Source organism: Streptomyces sp. NBC_00178, from assembly GCF_036206005.1.
Taxonomy (GTDB): domain Bacteria; phylum Actinomycetota; class Actinomycetes; order Streptomycetales; family Streptomycetaceae; genus Streptomyces.
The window spans coordinates 2,662,958-2,689,853 of record NZ_CP108143.1; the positions used below are offsets into that span (position 1 = coordinate 2,662,958).

The window sequence follows — 26,896 nt, forward strand, 5'->3', positions numbered from 1 at the left end:
GTAGGTATGGGCGCGCGGACGACGCGCTCATGGAACGGGGAACGACGATGGCGAACGACCAGAAGACAGACGCCTACCTCTGCGGCCGGCTGTACGCGGCGCTGGCGGAGCTGGGGCGGCTCGCCGAGGGTGATCATCACTCGCTCAGCAGGTCCGACGTGCAGCGCAAGCTGCTCCTGGAGCCCTCGAAGCACCTGACCGTGCACCTCCACCTGGCCGGGAAGTACCTGCAGACGGCGACCGCCAACAACAGGGGCGGCCGGGCGGCGGCGGTGTTCAGGTCCCTCCCGGATCTGCTGCCCTCGGGGCGGGACCTGCCGGGTTCCCTGCGTGACGGGGCGCTTCAGGAGCGCTTCCACGAGGGCGTCGCCGTCCAGAAGGCGGAGATCGACAAGACCCGGTGAAGCGGGTGCGGCCGGGGCCGGGCTGTCCGCCCGGACCCGGCCGCACGGGTTCCGCTAAAGGTGCGTCGGCTCGAACATCCTCAGCAGGGCCGGGAGCACGACCACGGACGGGCCGGGGGCCGCCAGGGCCTTGCCGAGGTCGGCGGCCAGGGACTCCGGGGTCGTGCGCACGGCGGGCACCCCGAAGGACTCGGCGAGGGCGACGAAGTCCGGGCGGGACAGCTCGGTCCCCGTGGCCTCGCCGAAGGCGCCCGTCATGTACTCGCGCAGGATGCCGTAGCCCCCGTCGTCGACGATCAGCCAGGTGACGGGCAGGTCGTACTGCCGCGCGGTGGCGAGCTCCGCGATCGAGTACATCGCGCCGCCGTCACCGGAGACCGCGAGCACGGGACGGCTCCGGTCGGCGGCGGCCGCGCCGATCGCGGCCGGGAAGCCGTAGCCGAGGCCGCCCGCGCCCTGCGCCGAGTGCATGGTGTTCGGGTGGCGGGCGTCGAAGGCCGACCAGGCCCAGTAGGCCAGGATCGTCATGTCCCAGAAACTGGGCGAGGTGTCGGGCAGCGCCTGGCGTACGGAGTCGAGCACCTGCTGTTCCAGGGTGAGCTCCTGCGCCGCGATGCGGTCGCGGACCTTGCCGAGCAGCGCGCGCACGCGCTCGGCCGCGCTCTCGTCCCGGCGGGGCTCCACCGCGTCCAGGAGGTCGGACAGCGCCTGCCGGGCGTCTGAGTGGATGCCCAGCGCGGGGTGGTTGGACTCCAGCTTCCCGGCGTCGGCCTCGATCTGGATCACCCGGCCGCGCGGGGCGAAGGTGTGGTAGTTCGAGGACAGCTCGCCGAGTCCGGACCCGACGACCAGCAGCACGTCCGCGGACTCCAGGAAGTCCGTGGTGTACCGGTCCTCCAGCCAGGACTGGAGGGAGAGCGGGTGCTCCCACGGGAAGGCGCCCTTGCCACCGAAGGTGGTGACGACGGGGGCGTCGATCCTCTCCGCGAGCGCGAGCAGCTTGCCCGCCGCGTCCGAGCGGACGACGCCGCCGCCCGCGATGATCGCCGGGCGTTCGGCCTTCGACAGCAGGTGGGCGGCCGCGACGGTCAGCTCGGGGCGCGGGTAGAGCTCGCGCGGGGTCGCGTCGAGCGCGCTGACGACGGGCAGGACCGTCTCGGCGAGCAGCACGTCCTGCGGGATCTCGACCCAGACCGGCCCGTGCGGGGCGGTCAGGGCGGACTCCCAGGCGGCCGCGATCGCTGAGGGGATCTGCGACGCCGTGCGCACCGTGTGCACGGACTTCACGACACCGCGGAAGGACGCCTGCTGGTCGCGGAGTTCGTGCAGGTAGCCGTGGCGTCCGCCGCCGAGCCCGGCGGTCGGGATCTGGCTGGAGATCGCCAGCACGGGGGCCGAGGCCGAGGCCGCCTCCTGGAGCGCGGCCAGCGAGGTCAGGGCGCCGGGGCCGGTGGAGAGCAGCAGGGGTGCGACCTCGCCGGTGATCCGGCCGTAGGCGTCGGCGGCGAAGCCCGCGTTGTTCTCCACCCGCAGCCCGATGTACGCGAGCGAGGAGCGGCGCAGTGCGTCGAACATGCCGAGCGCGTGCTGGCCGGGGAGCCCGAAGACGGTGGTGGCGCCGAGGCCCTGGAGGGTCTCGACCGCCAGGTCGCCGCCGTTGCGGCCGGGCGGCGGGTTCAGGGCGGCCTCGGCCTGCGCGGCGGTGAGCTGCGGGCGGTCGTCGTGGTCGTGGCTCACTTGGTGCGGCCCTCCGCGATCTGGCGGGACATGATCGTCGTCAGTTCGTACGCGGTGTGCGAGGCGGCGACGGACGTGATCTCCGCGTGGTCGTACGCCGGGGCGACCTCGACCAGGTCGGCCGAGACGAGGTGGCAGGAGGACAGCCCGCGCAGGATCTCCAGGAGCTCGCGTGAGGTGAGGCCGCCCGCCTCCGGGGTGCCGGTGCCGGGGGCGTGGGCCGGGTCGAGCACGTCGATGTCGATGGAGATGTAGAGCGGCCGGTCGCCGATGCGCTGCCGCAGCTGGTCGGCGATCTCGTCGACGCCGCGCCGCATGACGTCGGCTGAGGTCACGATGCCGAAGCCCATCTTGGCGTCGTCGGTGAGGTCCTGCTTGCCGTACAGCGGACCGCGGGTGCCGACGTGGGACAGCGCCTCGGTGTCGAGGATGCCCTCCTCGACGGCCCGGCGGAACGGGGTCCCGTGGGTGTACTCCGCGCCGAAGTAGGTGTCCCAGGTGTCCAGGTGCGCGTCGAAGTGCAGCAGGGCGACGGGCCCGTGCTTCTTGGCGACGGAACGCAGCAGCGGCAGGGCGATGGTGTGGTCGCCGCCGAGCGTCATCAGCCGGGCGCCGGTGCCGAGCAGGTCGTCGGCCGCCGCCTCGACGGTCTCGACGGCCTCGTTGATGTTGAAGGGGTTCGCGGCGATGTCACCCGCGTCGGCCACCTGGGCCAGAGCGAAGGGGGAGGCGTCCTGCGCGGGGTTGTAGGGGCGCAGGAGGCGCGAGGCCTCACGGATGGCGTTGCCGCCGAAGCGGGCGCCGGGGCGGTAGGAGACGCCGCTGTCGAAAGGCACGCCGACGACGGCGACATCGGCGGTGCCGACCTCGTCGAGCCGCGGCAGCCGGGCGAACGTCGCGGGTCCCGCGTACCGCGGGACGCGGGAGGAGTCGACGGGGCCGCGCGGCGCTTCGTTGCTGCTCATGGGTGCGGGTGCCTTTCGTTGAGCCGTGCACGCCTTGTGGGCGTTCATACGGTAATCAGTGTGTCAGGAGACCGGGCCGCGGTCCGGTCCGGCGGCGGGCCGGTACGGACCCCGGCCCGGCCGGACGGGGCGGCGGCCGGTCGGACGGCGGTCAGACGTTGACCGGGTCCTGCGGGGCCGGTTCCTCGGCGGCCCGGCCGGCCAGACGCTCCCGCCAGGCGGCCAGCACGGCCGCGTCGGTCGGCTTCGTCGCCAGCGAGACGACGACGTACACGGCGAGCGAGGCGATCAGCCCGTAGTAGACCGGCTCGTTGGCGAGGATCCCGTAGCCCGCCATCAGCCCGATCACGGCCGCACCGCCGACGGCCACGGCGGCCAGCGCACCGGCCGCCGTCCCGCGACGCCACAGCAGACCGCCCAGGATCGGTACCAGCAGTCCGCCGACCAGCAGGTTGTAGGCGACGGTCAGGGCCTCGACGACGTTGTTGAGCGCGATGGCGATCACGATGACGGCCACGCCCATGATGAGGATGAAGGCCCGGTTGCCCTTCACCTCGTCCCGCTCCTCGCCGCCCTCCCGGACGACGGCGCCCCTCAGCCGCGACCAGATGTCGTTGTTGGCCACGGTCGCGCAGGCGATGAGCGCGCCGGAGGACGTGGACATCACCGCGGCGAGCGCGGCGGCCAGCACCAGTCCGCGCACGCCGACCGGCAGTTCGTCCTTCACGATCGTCGCGAACGCGGCGTCGGCGCTGGGCAGCTTCGGGTACATCACCTTGGCGGCGGTCCCGATGACGGCCCCGGCGACCGCGTAGACCAGGCAGTACGTACCCGCGACGGTGCCGCCCCAGCGCGCCGTACGGTCGCTGCGGGCGGTGAACACGCGCTGCCAGATGTCCTGTCCGATGAGCATGCCGAAGGTGTAGATCAGGACGTACGTGAAGATCGTCTCGCCGCCGATGCCCAGCGGGTCGAAGTACTCCGTCGGGAGCTTCGCCTTCATCTCGCTGAAGCCGCCCGCCTTCACCACGGCGATCGGGAGGAGCAGGAGCAGGACACCGATCGTCTTGACGACGAACTGCACCATGTCGGTGATCGTGATCGACCACATGCCGCCGAGCGTCGAGTAGGCGACGACGATGGTGCCGCCGAGGATGATCGCGACGGTGCGGTTCACGTCGAACAGGACGTCGAAGATGGTGGCGTAGGCGATGGTCGACGTCACCGCGAGCATCAGCGTGTACGCCCACATCACGACGCCGGAGATGACTCCGGCCCGGCCGCCGTAGCGCAGGTCGAGCATCTCGGAGACGGTGTAGACCTTCAGCCGGGCGATGCGGGCCGAGAAGAAGACGGACAGGGCGAGCAGCCCGAGGCCGATGGTGAAGACCATCCAGGCGCCGGACAGGCCGTACTGGTAGCCGAGGCCCACGCCGCCGATCGTCGAGGCTCCGCCGAGGACGATCGCGGCCATGGTCCCGGAGTACATCCAGGGGCCCAGCCTCCGCCCGGCGACCAGGAACTCGCTCTTGGACCTGGCGCGGCGCATGCCCCACCAGCCCATGGCGAGCATGCCGGCCAGATAGACGACGATCACCGCGTAGTCGACAGCCATGGGCCTTCCTCCGTCTCGATTGCGCTCCGGGTCGTGTGGTCAGGAAGACGCTAGGTGGCCGAAAGCCGACGCTGAAGTGTACGTTTCCTCCACCCTGACCACTCCGAGTGGATGGACCATCCATGCCGGACTCCCCCGCCGGGCCGCCCGCCCCTCCGATCCCGCTGGCCGAACTGCTGGCCAGGGAGGAACTCGGCCTGCGCCGGATCGCCGGTCCGGAGCACGCCGACCTGCTGTGGGTGCACACCTCGGAGATGGCCGACCCGTATCCCTATCTGCTCGGCGGCGAGCTGCTGCTGACGGCCGGGGTCCAGCTCACGGACGCGGACACCTATGTCGCCCGGCTCGTGCAGGCGGGCGCCTCGGCACTGGGCTTCGGGGTGGCCCCGGTGCACGACACGGTCCCGGACGCGCTGGTGGAGGCCTGCGAGCGGCACGGCCTGCCGCTCGTGGAGGTGCCCCGCGAGACCCGCTTCACCACGATCGCCCGGGCGGTGTGGCGGCTCATGGCCGAGGCCCGGCACCGCGAGCTGCGCCGGGTGACCCGGGCCCAGCAGGCCCTGGCGACCGCCGCCGCCCGCCCCGACCCGGTGCCCGCGGTGCTCCGGCAGCTCGCCGTGCAGCTGGACGGACGGGTCGCGCTCCTCACCGCGGACGGCGAGGTGCTGCACGCGGCGGGCGGGCGCACGGCGCCGGACGTGCGCACGGCGCTGGCCCGGCTCGCCCGTGTGGTGGCACCCGCCGCGCTGCCCGGGGCGCCGCCCGCCCCCGGTGCCGCCCCGGGCCGGAAGCCGAGCCCCGCGTCAGCTACCGACACCCGGGGCGGCACCCATCTGTTCGCGTACGCGCTCGGCGGCGGCCAGGGACTGGCCCTCGCCCTGGCGACGCCCCGCCGCGACTCCGGCGACCACACCGTCGCGGGGATCGCCGTCGTGCTGCTGTCCCTGCTCACCGCCCCGCACCAGGGCGCCGACGCGGCGGGACGTTCGGCCGCGCTCGTACGCCTCCTCCTGGGCGCGGCGCCGCAGGACGTCGCCCCGCTGCTGGGCGCCGGGGACTCCTGGACGGTGGTCCACGCCCGCCGCGCCGACGGTTCCCCGGCCGACGCGCTGAGCGCCGGAGCCCTCGGCGCGACCCTGGGCTCGGCCCTGTCGGACACGGACCGGGAGACCGTACGCATCCTGCTCCCCGGCCCGCACGAACCGGTGGGCCCGCAGCCCGGCTGGACCCTCGGCGTCTCCGGCCCCGCCCCGGTCACCGCCCTGCCCGACGCCGACACCCAGGCATCCCGGGCCCTGGGCCACGCCGAGGCGACCCGCACCCCGCTCGGCACCCACGGCCCCGGCACCGGAGGACTGTCCGCGCTGATCCCGGCCGACCGCGCCGAGGCCCACGCCCGCGCACTGCTGGCCCCGCTCACCGAACCACTGGCCGAGACGCTGCGCTGCTGGCTGAGCCTCCACGGCAGCTGGGACCGCACGGCGGTGGCGCTCAAGGTCCACCGCAACACGGTCCGCCAGCGCATCGCCCGGTGTGCGGCGCTGCTGGACGCGGACCTGGACGACATGGACGTACGGACGGAGCTGTGGTTCGCACTGCGGCAGGGATGACGTCGCCCGGCCCGGCCCGAAGGAAAAGACGGGGCGGCGACGACGGCCCCCTGTGAGGATGGGGCGGCTCCTCCCCCTACCCCTGAAGGACGTGAACCCCCATGGCCCGCACGGTCACACTCATCAGGTCGGCTTCCCTGTCCGACGTGGCCGAGTACGCCTACGCCGCCACCGCCCCCGCCGACGCACGCCTGATCTTCCTCGCCGGGTCCTGCCCGCTGAACGAGGACGGTTCGACGGCGGCGGTCGGCGACTACGCGGGCCAGGCGGCGAAGGCGTTCGAGAACATGCGCACCGCACTCGGCGACGCGGGCGCCCGCCTGGACGACGTCATCAGCACGCGGGTGCTCGTCGCGTCCTCGCGGCAGGAGGACCTCGTGACCGCCTGGCGCGTGGTCCGGGCCGGCTTCGGCGACCACGACGCCCCGAGCACGCTGCTGGGCGTCACGGTCCTCGGGTACCGCGACCAGCTCGTCGAAATCGAAGCCGTCGCCGCCGTACGCGACGACTCCTGACGGCGGCTCCCCGGCACGCGCTGCGGGAAGGCACGTCGAGGCGGCGCACCCCGTGCCGGTCGTCGCGCACCCCGGCACCGAGGACGCAGCACGGCCCGCCCTCCGGACCGAGCGGCGGGAGCGGCCTCGGCACCCGTGAGGGACCGGCGTGTCATGCCGTCACCATCGGACCCCCGCCGGGCAGCAGAACGCTCGACCGGGGGCTTCCGGCCGAGCGTGTGCGTCGAGCCTCCTACGGCCCGGTCAGCGGTAGTGCGCCCACCACAGGTTGTAGGAGATGCCGTCACCTTCGGCGCAGTAGTAGAACTCCGGGCGGGGGTTCGTGCTGCCGTACTGACTCTTGTTCCTGTCATCGGCCTCGAACTTGCACTGCACGTACGGCGTCTGCTGAGGGGTGCCGTAGTAGGTGCCGACCCTGTCGTTGTGCAGCTCCGCGGCGTGGGCGACACCGGCGGTGACAAGACCGGTGGCGGCGGTGGTGGCCATGAGGACACCGGCACCGAGGTGCCAGAATTTCTTGATCATGGAAGGGATTTAAGCCACCTTTATTTGACACGTCAAGCGTTATATTCGGAAGGGGGAATTCCGCATGACCGGCCACCCACCGCGAACCGCGCCCGACGCCCCCGCCGGTCAGATCCGACCCACCGGCCCGGACTCTCGGGCGGAAAGGCGTTCGCCCCTGCTCCGCGCGATCCGGTGGACGTCCCGTAGCGACTCGGCGATACGCGCCACGAGGAATCGCAGTTGAGGGAGCGTCACATGCGGATCGTCGCGCATGTCGTCGGCGTGACAGAGCAGTTCGGCGGCCATGCCGAGCTGCACACTCTCGACGCCGTCCGCCATCCGGGAGACGTACCCCGTGCCGTCACCGAGGACGTAACAGGGCTTGCCCTCCGGCCCGGCCCACGGCAGCAGTCGCGGCGCGTCGGGGGTCGGACCGGTCATACGACCCACCCCACGCCGCACCCAGGGCAGCGCCTGATGTCGATCCCGTACATCGCGAGCCACAGCGACCGCTCTCGCGCCGGACCGGAATCGCACTCGGGGGGAGGGGGCGGCCGGCGGTCCGCCGGGGCCGACGGGACCGGCTGAAGGAGACGCAGCAGCGTCTCAAGGGTGCGGATGGTGCGGTGCAGCATGCCGTCAACTCCGTTGCATGGGGGCGATACCAGAGGCCGCGGTCTGCGGGCAGCCCCTGGATACGTGTCGGTCGGTAGTGATCCAGTCACAGAGTGGAACGGCCGGGACTAGGCTCGCCAGGGGGGTTTTGGTGACACGTGCTTCGTCACACAGGAGTTGACGTTGAGTAATAGCTATGGGGACTGGTTCAAGGAGCAGCGCCTCGCCGCCGGACTGACCCAGCAGGAACTGGCCGACGCCGCGATCATGACCCGTTCGCACATCGCGCACATCGAGGCGGGGCGCCGCATTCCGTCGAAGGAAGACGCGCGGCGGCTCGACAACGCCCTGAACACGGGGAATGTGCTGAGTAGTTTCCTGCCGGGGGACGACGGCACGATCGCCGACTACTTCGAGTCGGCCCGTCGGCTCGAACGCCAGGCAACGATGATCCGCGAATACGCGCTCACCTTCATGCCCGGCATCCTGCAGACGGAGCGCTACGCCAGGGCCGTCCTCAGCACGGCGTTCCCTCCCAGGAGTGATGAGGAATGTGACAGGCACGTTGTCACACGCCTGGAGCGGGCAAAGGTCCTGGACGATCCCGTAACGCCCATAGTCTGGGCGCTGCTCGACGAGGCGGTACTACGACGTCCGGCCGGTACTCCGCAGGTCATGGCCGAACAGATCATGCACGTCGTACGGCTGGGAGAGCGTGGCCGGGTGCGCGTGCATGTGCTTCCCATGAATGTGGGCATCCACCCGATCAGTCAGGGCATGGTCACGCTCATGTCGTTCGAGGATCAGCCTCCTGCCGCGTACAGCGAGGGGCTTTCGACGGGAAAGGTCCACGAATCGCCGGCTGTTGTCGCCCGGCTACAGGACATTTACGCTCTCGCCCTGAGCGACGCACTTCCACAGACGCAATCACTCGCCATGCTGCGGGCGACAGCTAAGGAGTATGGGCATGATGCTTGAGTGCACGATCCCGGACTCGTCCGAGCTGCGCGGCTGGCGCAGGTCGACGCACAGCGGTCCCGAATCGGGCAGTTGCGTGGAGGTCCTGGACCACCACCCATCCGGCGTCCCCGTCCGCGACTCCAAGTCGCCCCACGGCCCCGCCCTGGTGATACCGCCCGCAGGCTGGTCGTCGTTCGTCGCCGCAGTGAAGGCCGGGCGCTTCTCCGCCTGAGCCGCACCCCGTCGGCCGCATCACCCTGCGGGACACATGAGGCCGGACGCCGGACCGGCCTGTCCACGCCCGATCCGGCGACACGGGCCTCGACCCGACCGAAATGTCGCCCTTTCCAGCATGCGCAACCGGGGGTTGACCATTCCCGCAACCACCCCTAGGTTTCTCGCAACCCGCTGGTACATCGATTAACCACCCTGGTCAACGTCCTGGTTGGAGATATCCCGCTGTGCGCTCACCCCTGAGTCGGCGCGGTTTCCTTGCCGCTGGTTCCGGCCTCGCCGCCGCTGCCGCGCTCCCCGCAATGTCCGGCTGTTCCACGCTCGCCTCGGCCGATTCCGACCCCGGCACGCTCGTCGTCCACACCCAGCTCGGGACCACCGCGCCCGGCTCGCCCACGTACACCGCCGCCGTCAAGGCCTTCGAGGAGGAGAACCCCGGGCTCCGGGTCAAGAACCTCGTCAACGGCGACGACCTCCCCCAGGTGTACGAGACCTCGCGACTGGCCCGCAAGGAGCCGGACGTGGTCATGGTCAACCTGTACGACAAGACGCTCGCCTGGACCGACGTCGGTGCCACCGTCGACGTCAGGGGCTACCTCGACGACTGGGGGCTGCGCGAGCGCGTCCTGCCCGCAGCTCTGACGGCGTGGACCGACGGCAAGGGCAGGCTCCGCGCCTTCCCCTACTTCGCCACCAACTGGCCCGTCGCCTTCAACACCCACCTGCTCGACCGCGCCGGAGTCGGTTCCGTGCCCACCACCGGGGACCAGCTCATCGGCGCCGCGCGCAAGCTGCGGGCCAAGGGCATCGCGCCGGTCACCGTGGGCGGCAACGACTGGACCGGGCAGAAGCTGCTGGCCCAGATCATCCAGACCTTCCTCACCACCGACGAGGCGCGGCAGGTCTACACGACGGGCGACTTCAGCGGCAGCCGGGGCGCCCGCGAGGGCATCGACTACTTCGTGTCGCTGCGCGACGCCGGTGTCTTCGCCGACAAGGCGCAGGGGCTGACGTCCGACACGATGACCACGCAGTACAACACGGAGTCGGCGGCAGTGCAGTCCGCGATGTCCTCCGCGCTGGCGAAGGTGCCGGCCAGGACCGCCGGGCACACCGAGGTCGGCGGATGGCCACTCGCGCCGGGCGCCGCTCACGAGAAGCCGACCATCCTGCGCTCCTACACCCTCATCGGCTTCTGGATCAGCCCCAACGGCGTCAAGAAGCTCTCCTCCGTGGAGAAGTTCCTCCGCTTCATGTACCGCCCCGACATCGTGTCGCGCTTCATCACCGAGAGCGGCCGGGACATGGCGCTCGTGACCGACACGGTCAGCAAGGACTTCCCTCTGGTGGCGAAGGCACAGCAGCTCGGCGACCGGGTCGGCCAGGTACTGCTGCCCGACCTGTACGTCCCGCCCACCGCCACCCAGCCGCTGATCACCGCGACCAGCACCGCCTTCACCCGGGGCACGAGCGCGGCCTCCGTGCGCTCCGCCCTGGAATCCGCCTACCGCACGGCCTGATCCGCGCGCCCGAGCCTTAGCGAGTCCTCCTATGACGATGCTCTCGTCCGCCCCGGGCGGCGCCTCGGTCCGCGGGCCGGCAACTCCCCCGCCGCCCGCCGCCGCCCTCACGAAGCGCCGTACCCAGGGCGGGGTCGTCCTCGCCGTGCCCGCCCTGGCCTGGTACCTGGTCTTCATGGTCGGCCCGCTGGTCGCCATCTTCGTCATCGCCGCCCTGCACTGGCCGGGCATGCTCCAGCCGGTCTCGTTCGCCGGCACCGGCAACATCAGCGCGGTCCTGGACGACCCGGTCTTCTGGGACGCGGTGCGGAACACCGCCGTGCAACTCGCCGTCGCCGTACCCCTGATGATCGTCGGGGCGTACATGCTCGGCTACTACGTCGCCCAGAAACCGCCGGGCCACCGCGTCCTGCGGTACCTGCTCTTCATCCCCGGGCTGATCTCCACCCCGGCAAAGGCCATGGTGTTCTACGCGGTCCTGTCGCCGGACGGCCTGCTGAACGGCGCCCTGGACAAGGCGGGGCTCGGCTCGCTCACCGATGCCTGGCTCGCCTCGCCGTCCACCGCGCTCGGCTCCCTCATCCTGCTCGACGTGTGGAGCGGCATCGGGTTCACCGCCGTGCTGTTCGCGGCCCGCCTGGGCAGCGTCCCGGACGAGATCGGGGAGGCCGCGCAGCTCGACGGCGCCGGTCACTGGCGCGCCATGTGGCGCATCCACTTCCCCGTCATCCGCGACTTCGTCGGTGTCGTGACGATGCTCCAGTTCCTGTGGACGCTGTTCGGTTCGGCGCAGAACGTCCTGCTGCTCACCCAGGGAGGCCCGGGGAGCTCGTCGACGACGCTGTCCTTCCTCGTCTACCAGAAGGCGTTCATCGCCGCCGACCTCGGCTACAGCCAGACCGTGGGCGTGGTCCTCTTCCTGGTGGGTCTGGCCGGGCTGCTGACCATCCGCCGCGTCTTCCGCCAGAACTACTGATCGGAGCAGGTCCCATGAAGTTCGGAAGGTCCTGGCTGCCTGCGCACGTCTTCGCCTGGCTGTACATGGTGCTGCTGGTCGTGCCGCTCTACTACCTGCTGGTCTCGGCGTTCAAGACGAACGACCAGATCTTCGGGAGCCCGTTCTCGCTGCCCACCTCGCTCTCCACGGCCAACTTCACCGAGTCGTTCTCCTCGGCGCAGCTCGGGCCGGCCGTCCTCAACTCGATGCTCGTCACTGTGCTGGCGCTGGTGCTGACCCTGGTGCTCGCGATACCCGCCGCCTTCGCCATCGCGCGTGCCGAGGGCCGTCTCGGAGCCCTGGTGGAGCGGGTGTTCTCGCTGGGGTTCCTGATCCCGACGTTCGCCGCGCTCTTCCCGACGTTCCTGCTCGCAGCCGCCACGGGGCTGTTCCACACCCGGGCGTTCATGGTGCTGTTCCTGCCGGCGACGGCGATGCCGCTGTCCGTCGTCATCCTGGTGCAGTTCATGCGGACCATCCCGCGCGAGATGGAGGAGGCGGCGCGCATGGACGGGGCGTCGACCTTCGCCGTCCTGCGGCACGTCTACACCCCGATGTGCATGCCGGGCATCGCGACGATCCTGCTGCTGAACTTCCTGACCTTCTGGAACGAGTACCTCTACTCGCTCGTGATCGTCGGCCCGGACCCGGACCTGCGGACCGTGCAGGTGGCCCTGCCGACGCTCAAGTCCCTGACGGGTACGGACTACGGCATCCTTACCGCGGGCACGGTGCTGACCCTGGTCCCGGTCTGGGTGGTCTACACCGTGCTCCAGAAGCGGATGCAGCAGGCCCTCGTCAGCGGAGCGGTGAAGACGTGAACAAGCCTCTCGAAGGGCGTACCGCCGTGCGCCCCACCATCAAGGCCGTGGCAGCCGCGGCAGGCGTCTCCACCGCCGCGGTCTCCCAGGCCGTCAACGGCACGGGCCGGATCTCCGAGGCCACCCGCCGCCGGGTCCTGGACGCGGCAGCGGAGCTCGGCTGGTCCCCCAGCGCCTCCGCGACGGCGCTGCGCCGGGCGCGTACGCGGACGATCGCGCTCGTGGTGCGGCGGCCCACCGATGTGCTCGGCTCCGACCCGCACTTCAGCGAGCTGATCACCGGTCTGGAGGGCGAACTCGCGCCGCGCGGCTACGGTCTGCTGCTCCACCTGGTCGCCGGTATGGCCCAGGAGAGCGCGCTGTACGAGCGCCTGGTCGCGGAGAGCCGCATAGACGGCGCCGTACTGACCGACGCCCGGGCCGACGACCCGCGCCCGGACCTGCTGCGCGGTCTCGGCCTGCCCGCCGTGCTGCTGGGCGCCCCGGACCCCGGATCGCCGGTGCTCCGGGTGGGCCTCGGTCAGCAGGAAGCGGGTGTCCGGGAGGTGGTCGCCCACCTGCTGGGCCTCGGACACCGGCGCATCGCGTACGTCGCGGGCCCGGCCGAACTGCTGCACACCCGGCTGCGCCTGGCCGCGTTCGAGGAGGCTCTGGCCGAGGCGGGTCTGCGTCCGGTCGCCGTGCGGCACAGCGACTTCACCGAGCAGGCCGCCGTCGAGGTCACCGGGGATCTCCTCGCCCTGCCCGAGCGGCCGACGGCGCTCGTGTTCCCCAACGACTCGATGGCCGTCTGCGGCATCGGTACGGCGCAGCGCGCCGGGCTCCGGGTGCCGGACGATCTGTCGGTGGTCGGGTACGACAACCTCTCGCTCGGCCGCTGGGTCCACCCGCGGCTCACCACCGTCGACCAGCAGGTGCAGCGCGTCGGTGCCGCCGCGGCCCGCGCGCTGCTCGCCCAGTGCGGCGAGGACGTGCCCCCGCCCGTACTCGACGGGCGGCCCCGTCTCGTCGTCAGGGATTCGACCGGCCCGCTCCCGGCGCCGGTCTGAACGGCCGGACCGCCTCCGGCGCCGGTCCGAACCGCCGGAGCGCTTCCGGCACCACCCCCGCACATCGAAGAGGACCCGTAGCACCATGCGACGCCACAGCGCCCAGCTCACCCACGACTCCGCCGTCCTCCCGTGGCTCGGCGCCAACTTCTGGTCCCGTACCGGCGGTCCGCTGATGTGGCGGAACTACGAGCCGGGGACGGTGCGCGAGGAGCTGGCCGTGCTCAGGGAGCACGGCCTGAACATGACCCGGTCGTTCTTCTACTGGCCCGACTTCCACCCGGAGCCGGGGCGGATCGACGAGGAGCTGTGCGACCGGTTCCGCGACTTCCTGGACGCCCACCACGAACAGGGCATGGGCACGGTCCCCACCTTCATCGTGGGCCACATGTCGGGCGAGAACTGGGACCCGGCCTGGCGCGGTGACCGCGATCTGTACGAGGACGTGTGGCTCGTCGGGCGGCAGGCGTGGTTCGTCTCGCAGATGACCCGGCGCTTCAAGGACCACCCGGCGGTCACGGGGTGGCTGATCACCAACGAGATGCCCGGTTACGGGCGGATCTACCAGGTGGACCCGCCCGCCGGCGATGTCGTCACCGCCTGGGCGCAGTTCATGTGCGACGCCGTGCGCGCGGCGGGCGGCACCCAGCCGGTGTCGCTGGGCGACGGCGCGTGGGGCATCGAGGTGACGGGCCGCGACAACGGCTTCTCGCTGCGGGACACCGCCGAGTACGTCGACTTCGTCGGGCCGCACGTCTACCGCTCCGACACGGACCGGCCTCGCCAGCACTACCGGGCCGCGTTCGAGTGCGAGCTGGCCGCCGTGACCGGACAGCCGGTCGTCCTGGAGGAGTTCGGGCTCTCCACCGACACCGTCTCGGCGGCGAACGCGGGGATCTTCTACCGGCAGACCCTGCACAACTCGCTGCTCGGCGGGGCCACGGGCTGGATGGCCTGGAACAACACGGACTACGACGATCTGTGGGAGCAGTCGCCGTACGACCACCACCCCTTCGAGATGCACTTCGGGATCACCGATGCGTCGGGGCGCCCCAAGGAGCCGCTGCGCGAACTGGCCGCGTTCGCCGAGGTGCTCAAGCAGGTCGACTTCCCGCGCTGCCGCCGGACGGACGCGGACGCGGCGCTCGTCGTGCCCGCGTTCCTGGAGCGGGGCTATCCGTACAGCCGGCCCGCCGACCGGCCGCTGATCTTCACCTCGCTGCACCAGGGGTACGTGGCGGCGCGCGGCGCCGACCTGCCGGTGGGGTTCGCCCGGGAGGCGGACGGGCTGCCGGAGGACGCGTCGCTGTATCTGCTGCCGTCGACCCGCCAGCTGACGACCCGCACCCGCCGGGACCTGGAGCGGCGGGCGAAGGCGGGGGCGACGGTCTACCTGTCGTTCTGCTCGGGCGAGTACCCGACGACGCGCGGCCCGTGGTTCCACGACCTGGACGGCCTGTTCGGGGTGGAGCTCCAGCTGTCCTACGGGGTCGCCGAGCCGATCGAGGACGACGTCCTGGAGATGACGTTCACCGAGGACTTCGGCGGCATACCCGCCGGTGAGGTGCTGACCTTTCCGGTCGCGGGCAACGAGGACAGCCGCGCCTACCTGCCCGTCGTGCCGGACGGCGCACGGGTGGTCGCGACCGACGCGCACGGCCGCCCCGCCCTCCTGCGGTACGAGACCGGCGCGGGCCGCACCGTCCTGGCCACGTACCCGCTGGAGCACATGGCGGCCCGCACCGCGCGCGCCAATCCGGAGCAGACGCACCGGCTGTACGCGGCGCTGGCCCGACTCGCGGGCGCGGCACGGCCGGTGACGGTCGACACCCCGTACGTCAGCGCCGACACCCTGGTGCGGGAGGACGGTGTGCGGTTCGTGTGGCTGGTGAGCCAGTCCGCCGAGGAGCTGACCGTGCGCCCGGTCGCGGACGGGGAGCTGCGCGAGCCGGCCGGCGGTGATCCGGTGCGGGACGTGACCCTCGCGCCGTACGGCGTGCGCGTGCTCGAACTGCGCTGAACCGTCCCGCCCCGAGCCGACACCCCCGAGAGGAACCCCGATGTCCGAGCCCCTGTTCCGCGATCCCGGGATGCCCGTCGCCGACCGGGTGCGCGACCTGCTGTCGCGGATGACGCTCACCGAGAAGGTGGGCCAGGTCAACCAGCGGATGTACGGCTGGGACGCCTACGAGCGCACCGCCTCGGGACACCAGCTGACGGACGCCTTCCGGAAGGAGGTCGCCGCGTACGACGGGATGGGCGCGCTGTACGGCCTCCAGCGTGCCGACCCGTGGTCCGGTGTGACGGCGGAGACCGGTATAGGCGCGGCGGACGGGGCGCGGGTCTCGGACGCAGTGCAGCGGCACGTCGTGGAGAGCACCCGGCTGGGCATCCCCGTCCTGCTCGTCGAGGAGATGCCGCACGGCCTCCAGGCCCTGGACGGGACGGTGCTGCCGGTCAACCTGGCGGTCGGCGCCACCTGGAACCCGGAGCTGTACGAGGAGGCGGCGGCCCTCGCGGCCGGGCAGCTCCGGGCCCGCGGCGGGCATGTCGCGCTGGTCTCGGCACTCGACCTGGTGCGTGACCCGCGCTGGGGACGTGCGGAGGAGTGCTTCGGCGAGGACCCGCACCTGGCGGCACGCTTCACCGAGGCGCTGGTGCGCGGTGTGCAGGGTCCTGCCGGGGAGGCCATCGCCCCGGACCGGGCGGCCGTCGTCCTGAAGCACTTCGCCGGGCAGGGCGCCACGGTCGGCGGCCGCAACAGCGCGGCCACGGAGCTGGGCGAGCGGGAGCTGCGGGAGATCCACCTGGTCGCGGCGCTGGCGGGCGTCCGCGCGGGTGCGGCGGGGCTCATGGCCGCGTACAACGAGTTCGACGGTGTCCCGTGTGCGGCCAACCGCCGTCTGCTGACGGAAATCCTGCGGGAGGAATGGGGCTTCGACGGCCTGGTGATGGCCGACGGCCTCGCGATCGACCGCCTGGTCCGGATGGCGGGTGATCCGGTGGCGGCCGGTGCGCTGGCGCTGCGGGCGGGGACGGACCTGAGCCTGTGGGACGACTGCTATCCCCGGCTGGCGGAGGCGGTCCGGCGAGGGCTGGTCGAGGAGTCCACGCTCGACGCGGCGGTCGGACGCGTGCTGGCGCTGAAGTTCCGTCTCGGCCTCTTCGAGCAGCCGTACACCGGCGCCCGGGGGCTCGACCCGGGGCGGCTGGAGCGGCTGAGCGAGCAGGTCGCCCGCGAGTCCGTCACGCTCCTCGAACACGACGGCACGACCCTGCCGCTCACGGGCGGCCGTGGCGGGACGGTGGCGGTCATCGGACCGAACGCCGACTCCGTGCCCCAGCAGATCGGCGACTACACCGCGCCGCAGCGGCCCGGCACGGGTGTCGGCGTGCTCGCCGGTATGCGGGCGTCGGCGCCCGCGGGCACCGACGTCGTGTACGCGCGGGGCTGCGGACTGGTCGGCGGGGACCTCTCCGGCGTGCCCGAGGCGGTGGCCGTCGCCGCATCGGCCGACGTGGTGGTCCTGGTGCTGGGCGGGTCCAGCGCCCGGGAGTCCGGGACGCGCTTCGACGCCAACGGGGCGGCCGTGGTCGCCGCAGGCAACCCGGCGGAGATGACCTGCGGTGAAGGGGTGGATCTCGCGGAACTCGGCCTGCCGGAGGGCCAGTCGGCGCTGCTGCACGCGGTGACCGCGACCGGGACCCCGGTGGTCGTGGTGCTGGTCCAGGGCCGGCCCCACGCCCTGCCGGACCTCACCGGCCGGGCGGCGGCGGTGCTGAGCGCCTGGTACCCGGGCCCCTGGGGAGGCACGGCGGTGGCCGACGTCCTGTTCGGAGGGGCCGAGCCGCAGGGGCGGCTCCCCGTCTCCGTGCCGCGTTCGGCCGCCCACCTGCCCGTCTTCTACAACGGGAAGGACCACGGCTACCGCGGTTACGTCGACCAGCCCGCCACCGCCCGGCACCCGTTCGGCCACGGCCTGTCGTACACGACGGTCGTCCACGGCACTCCGCGGCTGTCCCGGGCGGCGGTGGCGGCCGGCGCGCTGGAACCGGACGGTGGCCAGGCACCCGTGCGCTGCGTGGTGCGGGTGTCCAACACGGGCGTCCGGCCGGTCCGGGAGACGGTCCAGCTCTACGTGCGCAGGGTGTCCGGCGGCACGACGTGGCCGCGGGTCCGCGAACTGCGGGACTTCGCCCGGGTGGAACTCGCGGCGGGCGAGAGCACCGAGGTGGCCTTCACCGTGGACGCGCGGACCCTGGCCTCGTTCGCACAGGACGGCCGGTGGGCCGTGGAGCCGGGAGAGTTCGCGATCGGGACCGGCCGGTCCTCGGCGCACACCATCGAGGCGCGGCTCACCGTGGCGGCGGCGCCCGGCCCGCGGTGAGCCGGTCCTCGATGGTGCGGCTTTCCCGCGCCGCCGCCGGACGCGGACCGGGCCCGGCCGGCCCCTCCGCGGACGAGGAGGGGGCCCGGCCGGGCCGCGACCGGGCTGTGCGGCATCCCGGGATTCGCTGCACGTGGGGTCACTGCACGCGGGAGGACTGCCCGCGCGAGCTCTTCCCCTCGTCCTCGTCGTCGTCATCGCCCGGGATGTGGACGTCGAAGACGTTGATGTTGATCTCGACGACTTCGAGACCGGTCATGGTCTCGACGGCGTCCGTCACATGGGTCCTGATCCGGTCGGCGAGTTCGTGGATCGGGATGCCGTATTCCACCTCGATGTCGACATCGATCGCGGTCTGCTTCTCGCCCACCTCCACCTTGATGGAGCGTCCGGCCCCACTGGATCCGGAGACCCGGCCGGTGACGGCGCCGAGGGCCTTCGAGGCGCCCTTGCCCACCGAGTGCACACCGTCCGTCTCGCGGATGGCGATTCCGGCGATGGTGGACACCACGTTGTCGGAGATGGTGGTCGTGCCGCGTCCGGTCCGTTCCGCATTCCCGTCCACATCAGCCATGACTGCCTCACAGGTGTCGGTACGACGGGCCGGTCCGTTCTCACCGGCCCCTCGTTTCACTGTGCGCCCGCCCGCCACGTACCGCCATCGGGGTTACACAGCGCTGCGCACCGGTACGCTCCGCGACCCGGAGGGGGCGCTCCGGGGACACCGGCTCCGCATCGGATCCATCCCCGACCAATCCGGGGGCGGCCCGGCTCCGAATCAGTCCCGAGGGTCCGGAACCAGCCCTCACCTCCACTGTCCGGGGGCGTGGTCCGCCCTCGCCCCCGGACAGCACCTCCGGCGGGCCGTGCGGTCACCACTCCCGGGTGGCGATCAGCGCTTCCCCGTCGGCGTCCCCGAAGCCGTAGGCGGACGCGACGAACCGGAAGTCCTCGGCTATCACCTCGCGGGCCACCGTCTCGATCTCGCTGCCGGCCGCCTCGAACTCCGCCTCCAGGGCGTTGAACTCCTCCGTGGCGGCCTCGGTCAGCGCGTACAGGGCGGCCAGGTCCGCCGGCCTCTCCGCCTCGATCCGCCCGCAGAGCCCGATCAGCACGTCCCTGCCCCGGTCGACCACGTGGTCCGGGTAGTACCCGTCCGCGTGGAGCCCGCGCAGGAACGCGTGCTCCTGGATGCGCTGGTTCCCGATCACCACGGCGTCCCCCCGTCCCCTCGGTGATCACCGGTGTCCGCTCGGTGACCTCCGGCCGATCCTGCCTCACGCCACTGACAGCCCTTGCCCGGAAAGGGCGGCGGCGTGCTCAGCATCACCCTGGACAGCCACCGTGACCGCCGGGTAACTTTTGACCTGGCCTGAGCAAGCGCTTAGCCACTGCGACCGAAGCCGAAGCTGACACCAGGAGGCACCCCGTGCGCCGTACGGTTTACAACGAGGACCACGAGGCGTTCCGGGAGACCATCCGCGCCTTCATCGAGGCCGAGGTCGTCCCCGTCTACGACGAGTGGTTCGCGGCGGGCCAGGCGCCCCGGGACTTCTACTACAAGCTCGCCGAGCTGGGCATCTTCGGCATCGAGGTGCCCGAGGAGTACGGCGGCGCGGGCGAGGAGTCCTTCAAGTTCGAGGCCGTGCTCTACGAGGAGACCGCGCGCGCGGGCGTCTCCTTCGGCGGCTCCGGGGTCCACGTCCTGCTCTGCCTGCCGTACCTCAAGGCGTACGCCACCGAGGAGCAGAAGAAGCGCTGGCTGCCCGACTTCGTCTCCGGCAAGTCGATGTACGCGATAGCCATGACCGAGCCGGGCACCGGTTCGGACCTGGCCGGCATGAAGACGACCGCCAAGCTCTCGGAGGACGGCACGCACTACGTCCTCAACGGCGCCAAGACCTTCATCACCGGTGGCGTCCACGCCGACAAGGTCATCGTCTGCGCGCGCACGGACGCCCCCAAGGCGGACGACCGCCGCCACGGCATCTCCCTCCTGGTGGTCGACACCAAGTCCGAGGGCTACTCGGTCGGCCGCAAGCTCGACAAGCTGGGCCTCAAGGTCTCCGACACGGCCGAACTCGCCTTCGTGGACGTCAAGGTGCCCGTCGAGGACCTGCTGGGCGAGGAGAACAAGGGCTTCTCCTACCTCGGCCAGAACCTCCCGCAGGAGCGCCTGGGCATCGCCGTCGGCGCCTACGCGCAGGCAGCCGCCGCCGTGCGCTTCGCCCAGCAGTACACGCAGGACCGCACCGTCTTCGGCAAGACCGTCGCGTCGTTCCAGAACACCAAGTTCGAGCTGGCCGCCTGCAAGGCCGAGGTCGACGCGGCCGAGGCCGTCTGCGACCGCGCGATCGAGGCCCTGGACGCCGGCGAGCTCACGCCCGCCGAGGCCGCGTCGGCGAAGCTGTTCTGCACCGAGGTCGCGCACCGCGTGATCGACCGCTGCCTCCAGCTGCACGGCGGCTACGGCTTCATGAACGAGTACCCGATCGCCCGCCTCTACACGGACAACCGGGTCAACCGCATCTACGGCGGCACCAGCGAGGTCATGAAGTCGATCATCGCCAAGTCCATGGGCCTCTGAGAGCGGCTGCGTCCTCCTCCATGAGCGCGGCACTCGACTCCCTGCTCGATCTGCTCGACCTGGAGCGGATCGAGCAGGACATCTTCCGGGGCACGAGCCGTTCGGCGGTCGTGCCCCGCGTCTTCGGCGGCCAGGTCGCGGCCCAGGCCCTGGTCGCCGCCGGGCGGACGGTGCCCGACGACCGGGGCGCCCACTCCCTCCACGCGTACTTCCTGCGCCCGGGAGACCCCGGTGCGCCGATCGTCTACACCGTGGACCGCATCCGCGACGGGCGTTCGTTCACCACGCGCCGGGTCGTCGCGGTCCAGCACGGGAAGCCCGTCTTCCACCTCTCGGCGTCGTTCCAGGTGCACGAGGAGGGCATGGACCACCAGGCGGACATGCCCGCCGCCCCGGATCCGGAGACGCTGCCCACCGCCGCGGAGATGCTGCCGCGGTACGCGGACCGCTTCAGCGATCCGCTCATGGTGGACCGCCTGCTGGAGGCCCGTGCCGCGGTCGACCTGAGATACGTGGACGCGCCGCCGTTCGCCACGGCGGGTGAGCCGCGCGAGCCTCGCTCGCAGGTCTGGTTCCGGACGCACGGCAAGCTGGCGGACGACCCGCTGCTGCACGTCTGCATGGCGACGTACGTCTCCGACATGACGCTGCTCGACTCGGTGCTCCTCGCCCACGGGCGCGGCGGCTGGGCGATCGGGGACGTGGTGGGGGCCAGCCTGGACCACGCGATGTGGTTCCACCGCCCCTTCCGCGCGGACGAGTGGCTGCTCTACGACCAGCAGTCGCCTTCCGCGTCCGGCGGCCGAGGTCTCGGCCAGGCGAGGATCTACACCGCCGACGGGAAGCTGGCCATCACGGTCATCCAGGAGGGCCTGGTCCGCGTCCCGAGGGACTGAAGCGACGCATTCGGACATACTGCCCACCATGAGCGACGAGCAGACCGGTGACGGCGAGTCCACGTTCACCGTCGTCGTCGCGGCGGCGGCGAACCTCGGGATCGCCGCCGCGAAGCTGGTGGCGGGACTGATCAGCGGGTCGAGCGCGATGCTCTCGGAGGCGGCGCACTCGGTCGCCGACACCGTCACCGAGGTCATGCTCCTCACCGCCCTGAAGCGCAGCGGGAGACCGGCCGACGAGGATCACCCCCTGGGGTACGGCCCCGAGCGGTACATCTGGGCGATGCTCGCCGCCGTCGCGACGTTCGTCGGCGGCGCGGTGTTCTCCCTCTACGACGGCATCCACACCCTGCTCCGGGGCGAGGAGCTGGGCGATCCGCTCGTCTCCTACATCGTCCTCGCGGTCGCGTTCGTGCTGGAGGGCTTCTCGCTGCGCACGGGGCTGCGGCAGGTGCGGGGCGAAGCGGCGCGGCTTCGGGTGCCCGCGCCGTCGTACCTGCGCCGGACCCCCGACACGGCGGTCAAGGCGGTGGTGATGGAGGACTCCGCCGCCCTGGTGGGCCTCGTCCTGGCCGCCGGCGGTCTGCTCGGTGGGCAGCTGACCGGATCCGCGGTGTGGGACGGCGTCGCGTCCGTCCTCATCGGCGTGCTGCTGGTGTACGTGGCGTGGGTGCTCTGCCGGGCGAACGCCCAGCTGCTGATCGGCCGTCCGCTGCCGGAGCCGATGCGGGCCGGGGTGCGCGAGGAACTGCTGTCCGTGCCGCACATCGTCGAGGTGCTGGAGCTGACCACGCTGATCCAGGGGCCGTCGGAGATGCTCGTCGCGGCGAAGGTCGACTTCCGGGACGCGTCGACGGCGGCGCAGGTCGAGTGGGCATGTGAGGAGGCCGAGCAGCAGCTCCGGGAGCGCTACCCGTCGATCCGGCGGGTGTACCTGGATCCGACACCGGGGCGCGCACAGCGCTCGGAGGCGCGCTCCAGGGGCTGAAGCGCACGCGGGCGGCTTCCGGTGCGCCGGTTGCGGTCCGGGACGCGGTCGTGCGTCAAGGCGCCGGGTCCGGTGCGGTGGCGACGGGTAGAAACCTGCCGATTTCTTCGCTGACGAGGAGAACCGGCCATGACCCAGCACTCCGCCCCCGTCGTCCCCGCCCCTGTCGTCCTCGACCCGGCCGCCCGCGACGCGGACGCCGAACACCGGCTCTTACGGGCCGCGGGGCCCGCCACGCGCATCGACATCCTCGGTGTCCCCGCCTGGTCGGTGACCGACCCGGCGCTGCTCAAGAACCTCCTGACCAGCCCGGACGTCTCCAAGGACGCGCGCCGGCACTGGCCCGGATTCGAGGACGCCGTCCAGACCTGGCCGCTGGCCCTGTGGGTCGCCGCGACGAACATGTTCACCGCGTACGGGGGCGACCACCGCCGGCTGCGCGGCACCGTCGCCCCGGCGTTCAGCGCGCGGCGGGTCGCCGCGCTCCGGCCGACCGTCGAAGGCATCGTCGACGGGCTGCTGGCCGGTCTGGAGGCCGTACCCCCCGGTGACGTCACGGATCTGCGGGAGCGCTTCGCGTATCCGCTGCCCATCGCGGTCATCGGGCACCTGCTGGGTGTGCCCGACAGCCGGGGCGACGAGTTCCGCGCCCTCGTCAACGACGTGTTCGACACCACCCTGACGCCCGCCGAAGCGGCCGGGAACGCGGGGCGGCTGTACGCGATGCTGGACGCCCTCATCGCCGCCAAGCGGGCCGCGCCCGGTGACGACATGGCGTCCGCGCTGATCGCCCTCAGCGAGGAGGGGGCCGAGGGACGGCGGCTGTCCGAGGAGGAACTCCGCGACACGCTCCTGCTGATGATCAACGCCGGCTACGAGACCACCGTCAACCTGATCGACCAGGCCGTCACGCTGCTGCTCTCGCGCCCCGCGCAACTGGCCCACGTGCGCGAGGGGCGCGCGACGTGGCTGGACGTCGTGGAGGAGACGCTGCGCCACTCGCCGCCGGTCAAACACCTCCCCCTGCGCTACGCGGTCGCCGACATACCGCTGCCGGGCGGCGGGCACATCGCGAAGGGGGAGGCGATCCTCGCCTCCTACGCGGCCGCGAACCGCCATCCGGACTGGCACGACGACGCCGACGCCTTCGAGGTCACCCGGATCACCAAGGAACACCTCGCCTTCGGGCACGGCATCCACTTCTGCCTGGGCGCCGCGCTGGCCAGGATGGAGGGCGAGGTCGCGCTGTCCCGCTTCTTCGAGAGGTTCCCGGACGCCGCACTCGCCTCGCCGCAGGAGGACCTGGAGCCGGTGCCCTCGCTGATCAGCAACGGCCACCGGTCCCTGCCCGTGCGCCCCCGGGAGGCGTGACCCCCGGGGACGCCGGGGCCCGCGTCTCAGCCGAGGTCCGCGAAGAACTCCCGCACGTCCTCGGTCAGGAGCTCGGGCTGCTCCAGGGAGAGGAAGTTGCCCCCGCGGTCGAACTCGGTCCAGCGGACCACGTTGTGGTCGCGCTCGGCGAAGCGGCGGACGGCCACGTCCGACGGGAGCGCGACGGCGACGGCGGTGGGGACGGTGCCGCGTTCCTTCGGCGCCCAGGCGGCCGGGTCGTGGGCCGTCTCGTAGTAGAGGTGGGCCGACGACCCCGCGGTGCCGGTGAACCAGTACACGCTGACGTTGGTGAGCAGGGTGTCCCGGTCCACGGCGTCCTCGGGGAGTTCCTTCGCGGTGTCGGTCCACTCCTTGAACTTCTCGACGATCCAAGCGAGTTGACCCACCGGCGAGTCGTTCAGCCCGTAGGCGACCGTGTCCGGCCGGGTCGACTGGATGACGTTGAAGCCCATCTTGTCGTCGCGGAAGTGCCGCAGCCGCTCCAGCCGCGTCTGCTCGGACTCCGTCAGGTCCGCGAAGTCCGCGGGGTCCTCCGAGGGGAAGGTGACGAGGCCGTTCACGTGGACGCCGATGACGCGGCCGGGGGCGATCCGACCCATCTCGCCCGCGGTCCAGGCCCCGCCGCCGTTGCCCTGGACGCCGTAACGGTCGTAGCCGAGGCGGTCCATGAGTTCGGTGAACGCCCGGGCGATCCTGCCGGTGTTCCAGCCGGGTGAGGTCAGCGGGCCGGAGAATCCGACGCCGGGGGTCGAGGTGACGACGACGTGGAAGTCGCGCGAGAGCGGCTCGACGACGTCGACGAACTGGACGAACGAGCCGGGCCAGTCGTGGATCAGGAGCAGCGGGGTGGCGTCGGGGCGGTCCGAGCGGACGTGCGCGAAGTGGATGTCCTGGCCGTCGATCTCGGTGACGTACTGGGGGAAGTCGTTCAGCCGCGCCTCGGCCTTGCGCCAGTCGAAGCCGTCCGCCCAGTACGCGGCGAGGTCCTTCAGGTAGTCGGCGGGCACCCCGCGCGACCAGTCCCCGACCCCCTGCACCCCGGTGTTCCAGCGGGTGCGGGCGAGCCGGTCCCGCAGGTCCTCCACGTCCGCCTGGGGGATGTCGATGCGGAAGGAACGGACGGCCTGAGCTGCGGTGTTGCTGCTGTTCTCCATGAGTGGAATTCTAGGATCCATATAGGCACGGTTCATTCCTAAAGAGACAGGCGGGCCGCATCCCGATGCTCGAGACCTCCGCGCGGCTCCTGCGGCTGCTCTCCCTGCTCCAGACCCCCCGCGAGTGGCCCGGCACGGAACTCGCCGAGCGCCTCGGCGTGAGCGGCCGGACCGTGCGCAACGACATCGAGCGGCTGCGCACCCTCGGCTACCCGGTGGACGCCTCGCGGGGACCGACGGGCGGCTACCGGCTGGCCGCCGGGAGCGCGATGCCCCCGCTGCTCCTGGAGGACGACGAGGCGGTCGCGGTCGCGGTGGCCCTGCGCACCGTCTCCGGGAGCGCCCTGGCCGGTACGGAGGAGACGGCGGGCAGGGCCCTGGCCAAGCTGGAGCAGGTCCTGCCCTCGCGGCTGCGCCGCCGGGTCCGCGCCCTCCAGCAGTACGCCGTGCCGGTACCGGCCGACCGGCCCGCGCCGCACACCGACCCGGAGCTGCTGATGGCGCTGACGGCCGCCTGCCGTGACCACGAGCGCCTGCGCATGGACTACCGGGACCACGCGGGCGCGACGGCACGCCGCCTGGTGGAGCCCCAGCGCGTCGTGAACTGGGGGCGCCGGTGGTACCTGGTCGCGTGGGACGTGGACCGCGACGACTGGCGCACCTTCCGCGTGGACCGGCTCACGCCCCTGCCGCCGGCCGGCCCGCGCTTCGCCCCCCGACGCGACCCGGAGGGCGACGCGGCCGCGTACGTCGCGGGAAAGGCGTCGGCGGCGGCGTGGCGCCACCGCGCCCGGGTGACGGTCCACGCCCCGGCACAGGCGGTGCTGGAGCGGATCAACCCGGCGGTGGGCACGGTCGAGCCCGTCGACGCGGACACCTGCGTCCTGGACACCGGCGCCGCCTCCCTGGACTCGCTCGGCGTCCACCTGGGCATGCTGGGCTTCGACTTCACCGTGACCGGGCCGCCCGAGCTGGTCCGCCACCTGGAGGAGCTGGCCGGGCGCTACGCCCGGTCGACGCGTGCCTGAGCCCCGGCGCGCCGGGGCCCACGGCTCGTCACGCGTCGACGGGGAGCAGTCCGGCGGCGTCCAGGAGGTAGTCGGTCATCGGGTCGTAGAACCGGGGGTCGGCGACGTGGTCGTCGAGCGGCACGGTGACCTGGAGGGTGCCCTCCGCCTCCCCGAGGAAGAGCGCGGGGTCGTTGCAGTCCGCGTAGCCGATCGAGTCGATCCCGCGCTGTCCCGCGCACCCGGCCCAGCCGTGGTCGGCCACGACCAGGTCGGGCATGGGCCGGCCTTCGCGCTCCAGGGCGTCCAGGATGGTGGCCATGGGGACCGGGGAGTGCGTGTGCCAGAGGGTGGCGCCGCGCTCCAGCACGGCGACGTCGGCGAACTGGAAGACCATGCCCTCGTCGGCCGCCAGCCCGCCGGGGATCCGGACGATCTCGCATCCGGCGGCCCGCAGTGCCTGCGCGGTCTGCCGGTGGACGTCGAGCAGCCCGCCGGGGTGACCGGTCGCGAGCAGCACCCGTTCCCCGTCGGCCGCCGCCTTGCGCAGGCGGGCCGCCATCCGGTCCAGCGCGTCGACCGTCAGCTCCGGGTCGATGGTGTCCTGCCCCTGCCGGTGCCCGGGATCGTCGACGACGCCGCACCGCTCGGCCATCACGGCCAGCACGTCCTGCTCGTCCGTCCACCGGTCACCGAGCTCCAGGCCCAGCCAGAAATGGCGGTTGCCGTTGGCGAGCTGACGGTAGTGGGAGAGGTTGTTGTCCCGGGGGGTGGCGACGTCGCCCGCGATGCGTGTGCGGACGAGGTGCTCGACGAGGGCGGCGCGGCTGGGTATCGGCATGCACCCATTGTGCCGTCAGGAGTGTGTCGCGTGCCGGGCGTCTTGCACCGCGGGACCGGGCGTGCTCCCGGCGCACCGGTGGCGGGCCATGGGC

General features: G+C 72.1%; 25 protein-coding genes. 16 read left to right on the plus strand and 9 right to left on the minus strand.

The window, feature by feature from the left end; all coding sequences use genetic code 11:
- The first annotated feature begins 47 nt into the window (after window positions 1-47).
- Complete coding sequence (locus OHT61_RS11410; protein WP_329037465.1) at window positions 48-404, plus strand: hypothetical protein; 357 nt, start codon at window positions 48-50, stop codon at window positions 402-404.
- 54 nt (window positions 405-458) lie between these two features.
- On the opposite strand, the gene OHT61_RS11415 is transcribed toward OHT61_RS11410, so the two are convergent.
- The 3 genes from OHT61_RS11415 to OHT61_RS11425 form a co-directional block, all read right to left on the minus strand.
- Window positions 459-2,141 carry a thiamine pyrophosphate-binding protein gene (locus tag OHT61_RS11415; RefSeq protein ID WP_329037467.1) on the minus strand — a complete coding sequence of 561 codons (1,683 nt, stop codon included), beginning with the start codon at window positions 2,139-2,141 and terminating at the stop codon, window positions 459-461.
- The gene (speB, locus tag OHT61_RS11420) at window positions 2,138-3,106 is read right to left on the minus strand and encodes an agmatinase (protein WP_329037469.1); all 969 of its coding nucleotides are present in this window, start codon (window positions 3,104-3,106) and stop codon (window positions 2,138-2,140) included. Before speB ends, OHT61_RS11415 begins: the two co-directional genes overlap by 4 nt.
- Window positions 3,107-3,257: 151 nt before the next feature.
- A complete protein-coding gene (locus tag OHT61_RS11425; RefSeq protein WP_329037471.1) occupies window positions 3,258-4,721 on the minus strand; it encodes a sodium:solute symporter in 1,464 nt (487 codons plus the stop codon).
- 122 nt (window positions 4,722-4,843) lie between these two features.
- Here OHT61_RS11425 and OHT61_RS11430 point away from each other — a divergent pair, with 122 nt between their 5' ends.
- Complete coding sequence (locus OHT61_RS11430) at window positions 4,844-6,331, plus strand: PucR family transcriptional regulator (RefSeq protein WP_329037473.1); 1,488 nt, start codon at window positions 4,844-4,846, stop codon at window positions 6,329-6,331.
- Between the two features lie 101 nt (window positions 6,332-6,432).
- Window positions 6,433-6,846: a RidA family protein gene (locus OHT61_RS11435; RefSeq protein ID WP_329037475.1), complete on the plus strand. Its 414-nt coding sequence runs from the start codon at window positions 6,433-6,435 to the stop codon at window positions 6,844-6,846.
- 243 nt (window positions 6,847-7,089) lie between these two features.
- Here the strand turns inward: OHT61_RS11435 and OHT61_RS11440 are convergent, their stop codons facing one another.
- Together OHT61_RS11440 and OHT61_RS11445 are read right to left on the minus strand one after the other, a co-directional pair.
- Window positions 7,090-7,371 (minus strand): hypothetical protein, encoded by a 282-nt coding sequence (locus tag OHT61_RS11440; protein ID WP_329037477.1) that lies wholly within the window; start codon window positions 7,369-7,371, stop codon window positions 7,090-7,092.
- Between the two features lie 108 nt (window positions 7,372-7,479).
- Window positions 7,480-7,794: a hypothetical protein gene (locus OHT61_RS11445; protein ID WP_329037479.1), complete on the minus strand. Its 315-nt coding sequence runs from the start codon at window positions 7,792-7,794 to the stop codon at window positions 7,480-7,482.
- Window positions 7,795-8,151: 357 nt separating this feature from the next.
- Between OHT61_RS11445 and OHT61_RS11450 the strand changes: the two genes are divergently transcribed.
- The 8 genes from OHT61_RS11450 to OHT61_RS11485 all read left to right on the plus strand — a co-directional run bounded on the left by OHT61_RS11450 (window position 8,152) and on the right by OHT61_RS11485 (window position 17,937).
- The gene (locus OHT61_RS11450) at window positions 8,152-8,946 is read left to right on the plus strand and encodes a helix-turn-helix domain-containing protein (protein ID WP_329037480.1); all 795 of its coding nucleotides are present in this window, start codon (window positions 8,152-8,154) and stop codon (window positions 8,944-8,946) included.
- A complete protein-coding gene (locus OHT61_RS11455) occupies window positions 8,939-9,160 on the plus strand; it encodes a DUF397 domain-containing protein (protein WP_329043202.1) in 222 nt (73 codons plus the stop codon). Before OHT61_RS11450 ends, OHT61_RS11455 begins: the two co-directional genes overlap by 8 nt.
- 229 nt (window positions 9,161-9,389) lie before the next feature.
- Window positions 9,390-10,682 carry an ABC transporter substrate-binding protein gene (locus tag OHT61_RS11460; RefSeq protein WP_329037481.1) on the plus strand — a complete coding sequence of 431 codons (1,293 nt, stop codon included), beginning with the start codon at window positions 9,390-9,392 and terminating at the stop codon, window positions 10,680-10,682.
- Window positions 10,683-10,713: 31 nt separating this feature from the next.
- The gene (locus OHT61_RS11465) at window positions 10,714-11,658 is read left to right on the plus strand and encodes a carbohydrate ABC transporter permease (protein ID WP_329037482.1); all 945 of its coding nucleotides are present in this window, start codon (window positions 10,714-10,716) and stop codon (window positions 11,656-11,658) included.
- Window positions 11,659-11,672: 14 nt separating this feature from the next.
- Window positions 11,673-12,500 (plus strand): carbohydrate ABC transporter permease, encoded by an 828-nt coding sequence (locus OHT61_RS11470; protein ID WP_329037484.1) that lies wholly within the window; start codon window positions 11,673-11,675, stop codon window positions 12,498-12,500.
- A complete protein-coding gene (locus OHT61_RS11475) occupies window positions 12,497-13,549 on the plus strand; it encodes a LacI family DNA-binding transcriptional regulator (RefSeq protein ID WP_329037486.1) in 1,053 nt (350 codons plus the stop codon). Before OHT61_RS11470 ends, OHT61_RS11475 begins: the two co-directional genes overlap by 4 nt.
- A gap of 85 nt (window positions 13,550-13,634) precedes the next feature.
- On the plus strand, window positions 13,635-15,569 hold the full coding sequence (locus tag OHT61_RS11480; protein ID WP_329037488.1) for a glycoside hydrolase 5 family protein: 1,935 nt from the start codon (window positions 13,635-13,637) through the stop codon (window positions 15,567-15,569).
- Between the two features lie 40 nt (window positions 15,570-15,609).
- The gene (locus OHT61_RS11485; RefSeq protein ID WP_329037490.1) at window positions 15,610-17,937 is read left to right on the plus strand and encodes a glycoside hydrolase family 3 N-terminal domain-containing protein; all 2,328 of its coding nucleotides are present in this window, start codon (window positions 15,610-15,612) and stop codon (window positions 17,935-17,937) included.
- 139 nt (window positions 17,938-18,076) lie between these two features.
- On the opposite strand, the gene OHT61_RS11490 is transcribed toward OHT61_RS11485, so the two are convergent.
- A complete protein-coding gene (locus OHT61_RS11490; RefSeq protein ID WP_329037492.1) occupies window positions 18,077-18,511 on the minus strand; it encodes an Asp23/Gls24 family envelope stress response protein in 435 nt (144 codons plus the stop codon).
- A 298-nt stretch (window positions 18,512-18,809) separates the two neighbouring features.
- The gene (locus tag OHT61_RS11495; protein ID WP_329037493.1) at window positions 18,810-19,151 is read right to left on the minus strand and encodes a DUF5713 family protein; all 342 of its coding nucleotides are present in this window, start codon (window positions 19,149-19,151) and stop codon (window positions 18,810-18,812) included.
- A gap of 215 nt (window positions 19,152-19,366) precedes the next feature.
- Between OHT61_RS11495 and OHT61_RS11500 the strand changes: the two genes are divergently transcribed.
- The 4 genes from OHT61_RS11500 (at window position 19,367) to OHT61_RS11515 (ending at window position 23,779) form a co-directional block, all read left to right on the plus strand.
- Entirely contained in the window at window positions 19,367-20,524 is a 1,158-nt protein-coding gene (locus OHT61_RS11500; protein ID WP_329037495.1) for an acyl-CoA dehydrogenase family protein, read from the plus strand.
- Window positions 20,525-20,544: 20 nt separating this feature from the next.
- A complete protein-coding gene (locus tag OHT61_RS11505; protein WP_329037497.1) occupies window positions 20,545-21,420 on the plus strand; it encodes an acyl-CoA thioesterase in 876 nt (291 codons plus the stop codon).
- Between the two features lie 28 nt (window positions 21,421-21,448).
- Window positions 21,449-22,408, plus strand: coding sequence for a cation diffusion facilitator family transporter (locus OHT61_RS11510; protein ID WP_329037499.1), 960 nt, complete (start codon window positions 21,449-21,451; stop codon window positions 22,406-22,408).
- 129 nt (window positions 22,409-22,537) lie between these two features.
- Window positions 22,538-23,779 (plus strand): cytochrome P450 family protein, encoded by a 1,242-nt coding sequence (locus OHT61_RS11515; RefSeq protein WP_329037501.1) that lies wholly within the window; start codon window positions 22,538-22,540, stop codon window positions 23,777-23,779.
- 26 nt (window positions 23,780-23,805) lie between these two features.
- On the opposite strand, the gene OHT61_RS11520 is transcribed toward OHT61_RS11515, so the two are convergent.
- A complete protein-coding gene (locus tag OHT61_RS11520) occupies window positions 23,806-24,954 on the minus strand; it encodes an epoxide hydrolase family protein (RefSeq protein ID WP_329037503.1) in 1,149 nt (382 codons plus the stop codon).
- 65 nt (window positions 24,955-25,019) lie between these two features.
- Here OHT61_RS11520 and OHT61_RS11525 point away from each other — a divergent pair, with 65 nt between their 5' ends.
- Window positions 25,020-25,982 carry a helix-turn-helix transcriptional regulator gene (locus tag OHT61_RS11525; protein WP_329037504.1) on the plus strand — a complete coding sequence of 321 codons (963 nt, stop codon included), beginning with the start codon at window positions 25,020-25,022 and terminating at the stop codon, window positions 25,980-25,982.
- A gap of 28 nt (window positions 25,983-26,010) precedes the next feature.
- On the opposite strand, the gene OHT61_RS11530 is transcribed toward OHT61_RS11525, so the two are convergent.
- Window positions 26,011-26,802: a phosphatase gene (locus tag OHT61_RS11530; RefSeq protein WP_329037505.1), complete on the minus strand. Its 792-nt coding sequence runs from the start codon at window positions 26,800-26,802 to the stop codon at window positions 26,011-26,013.
- Window positions 26,803-26,896: the final 94 nt, after the last annotated feature.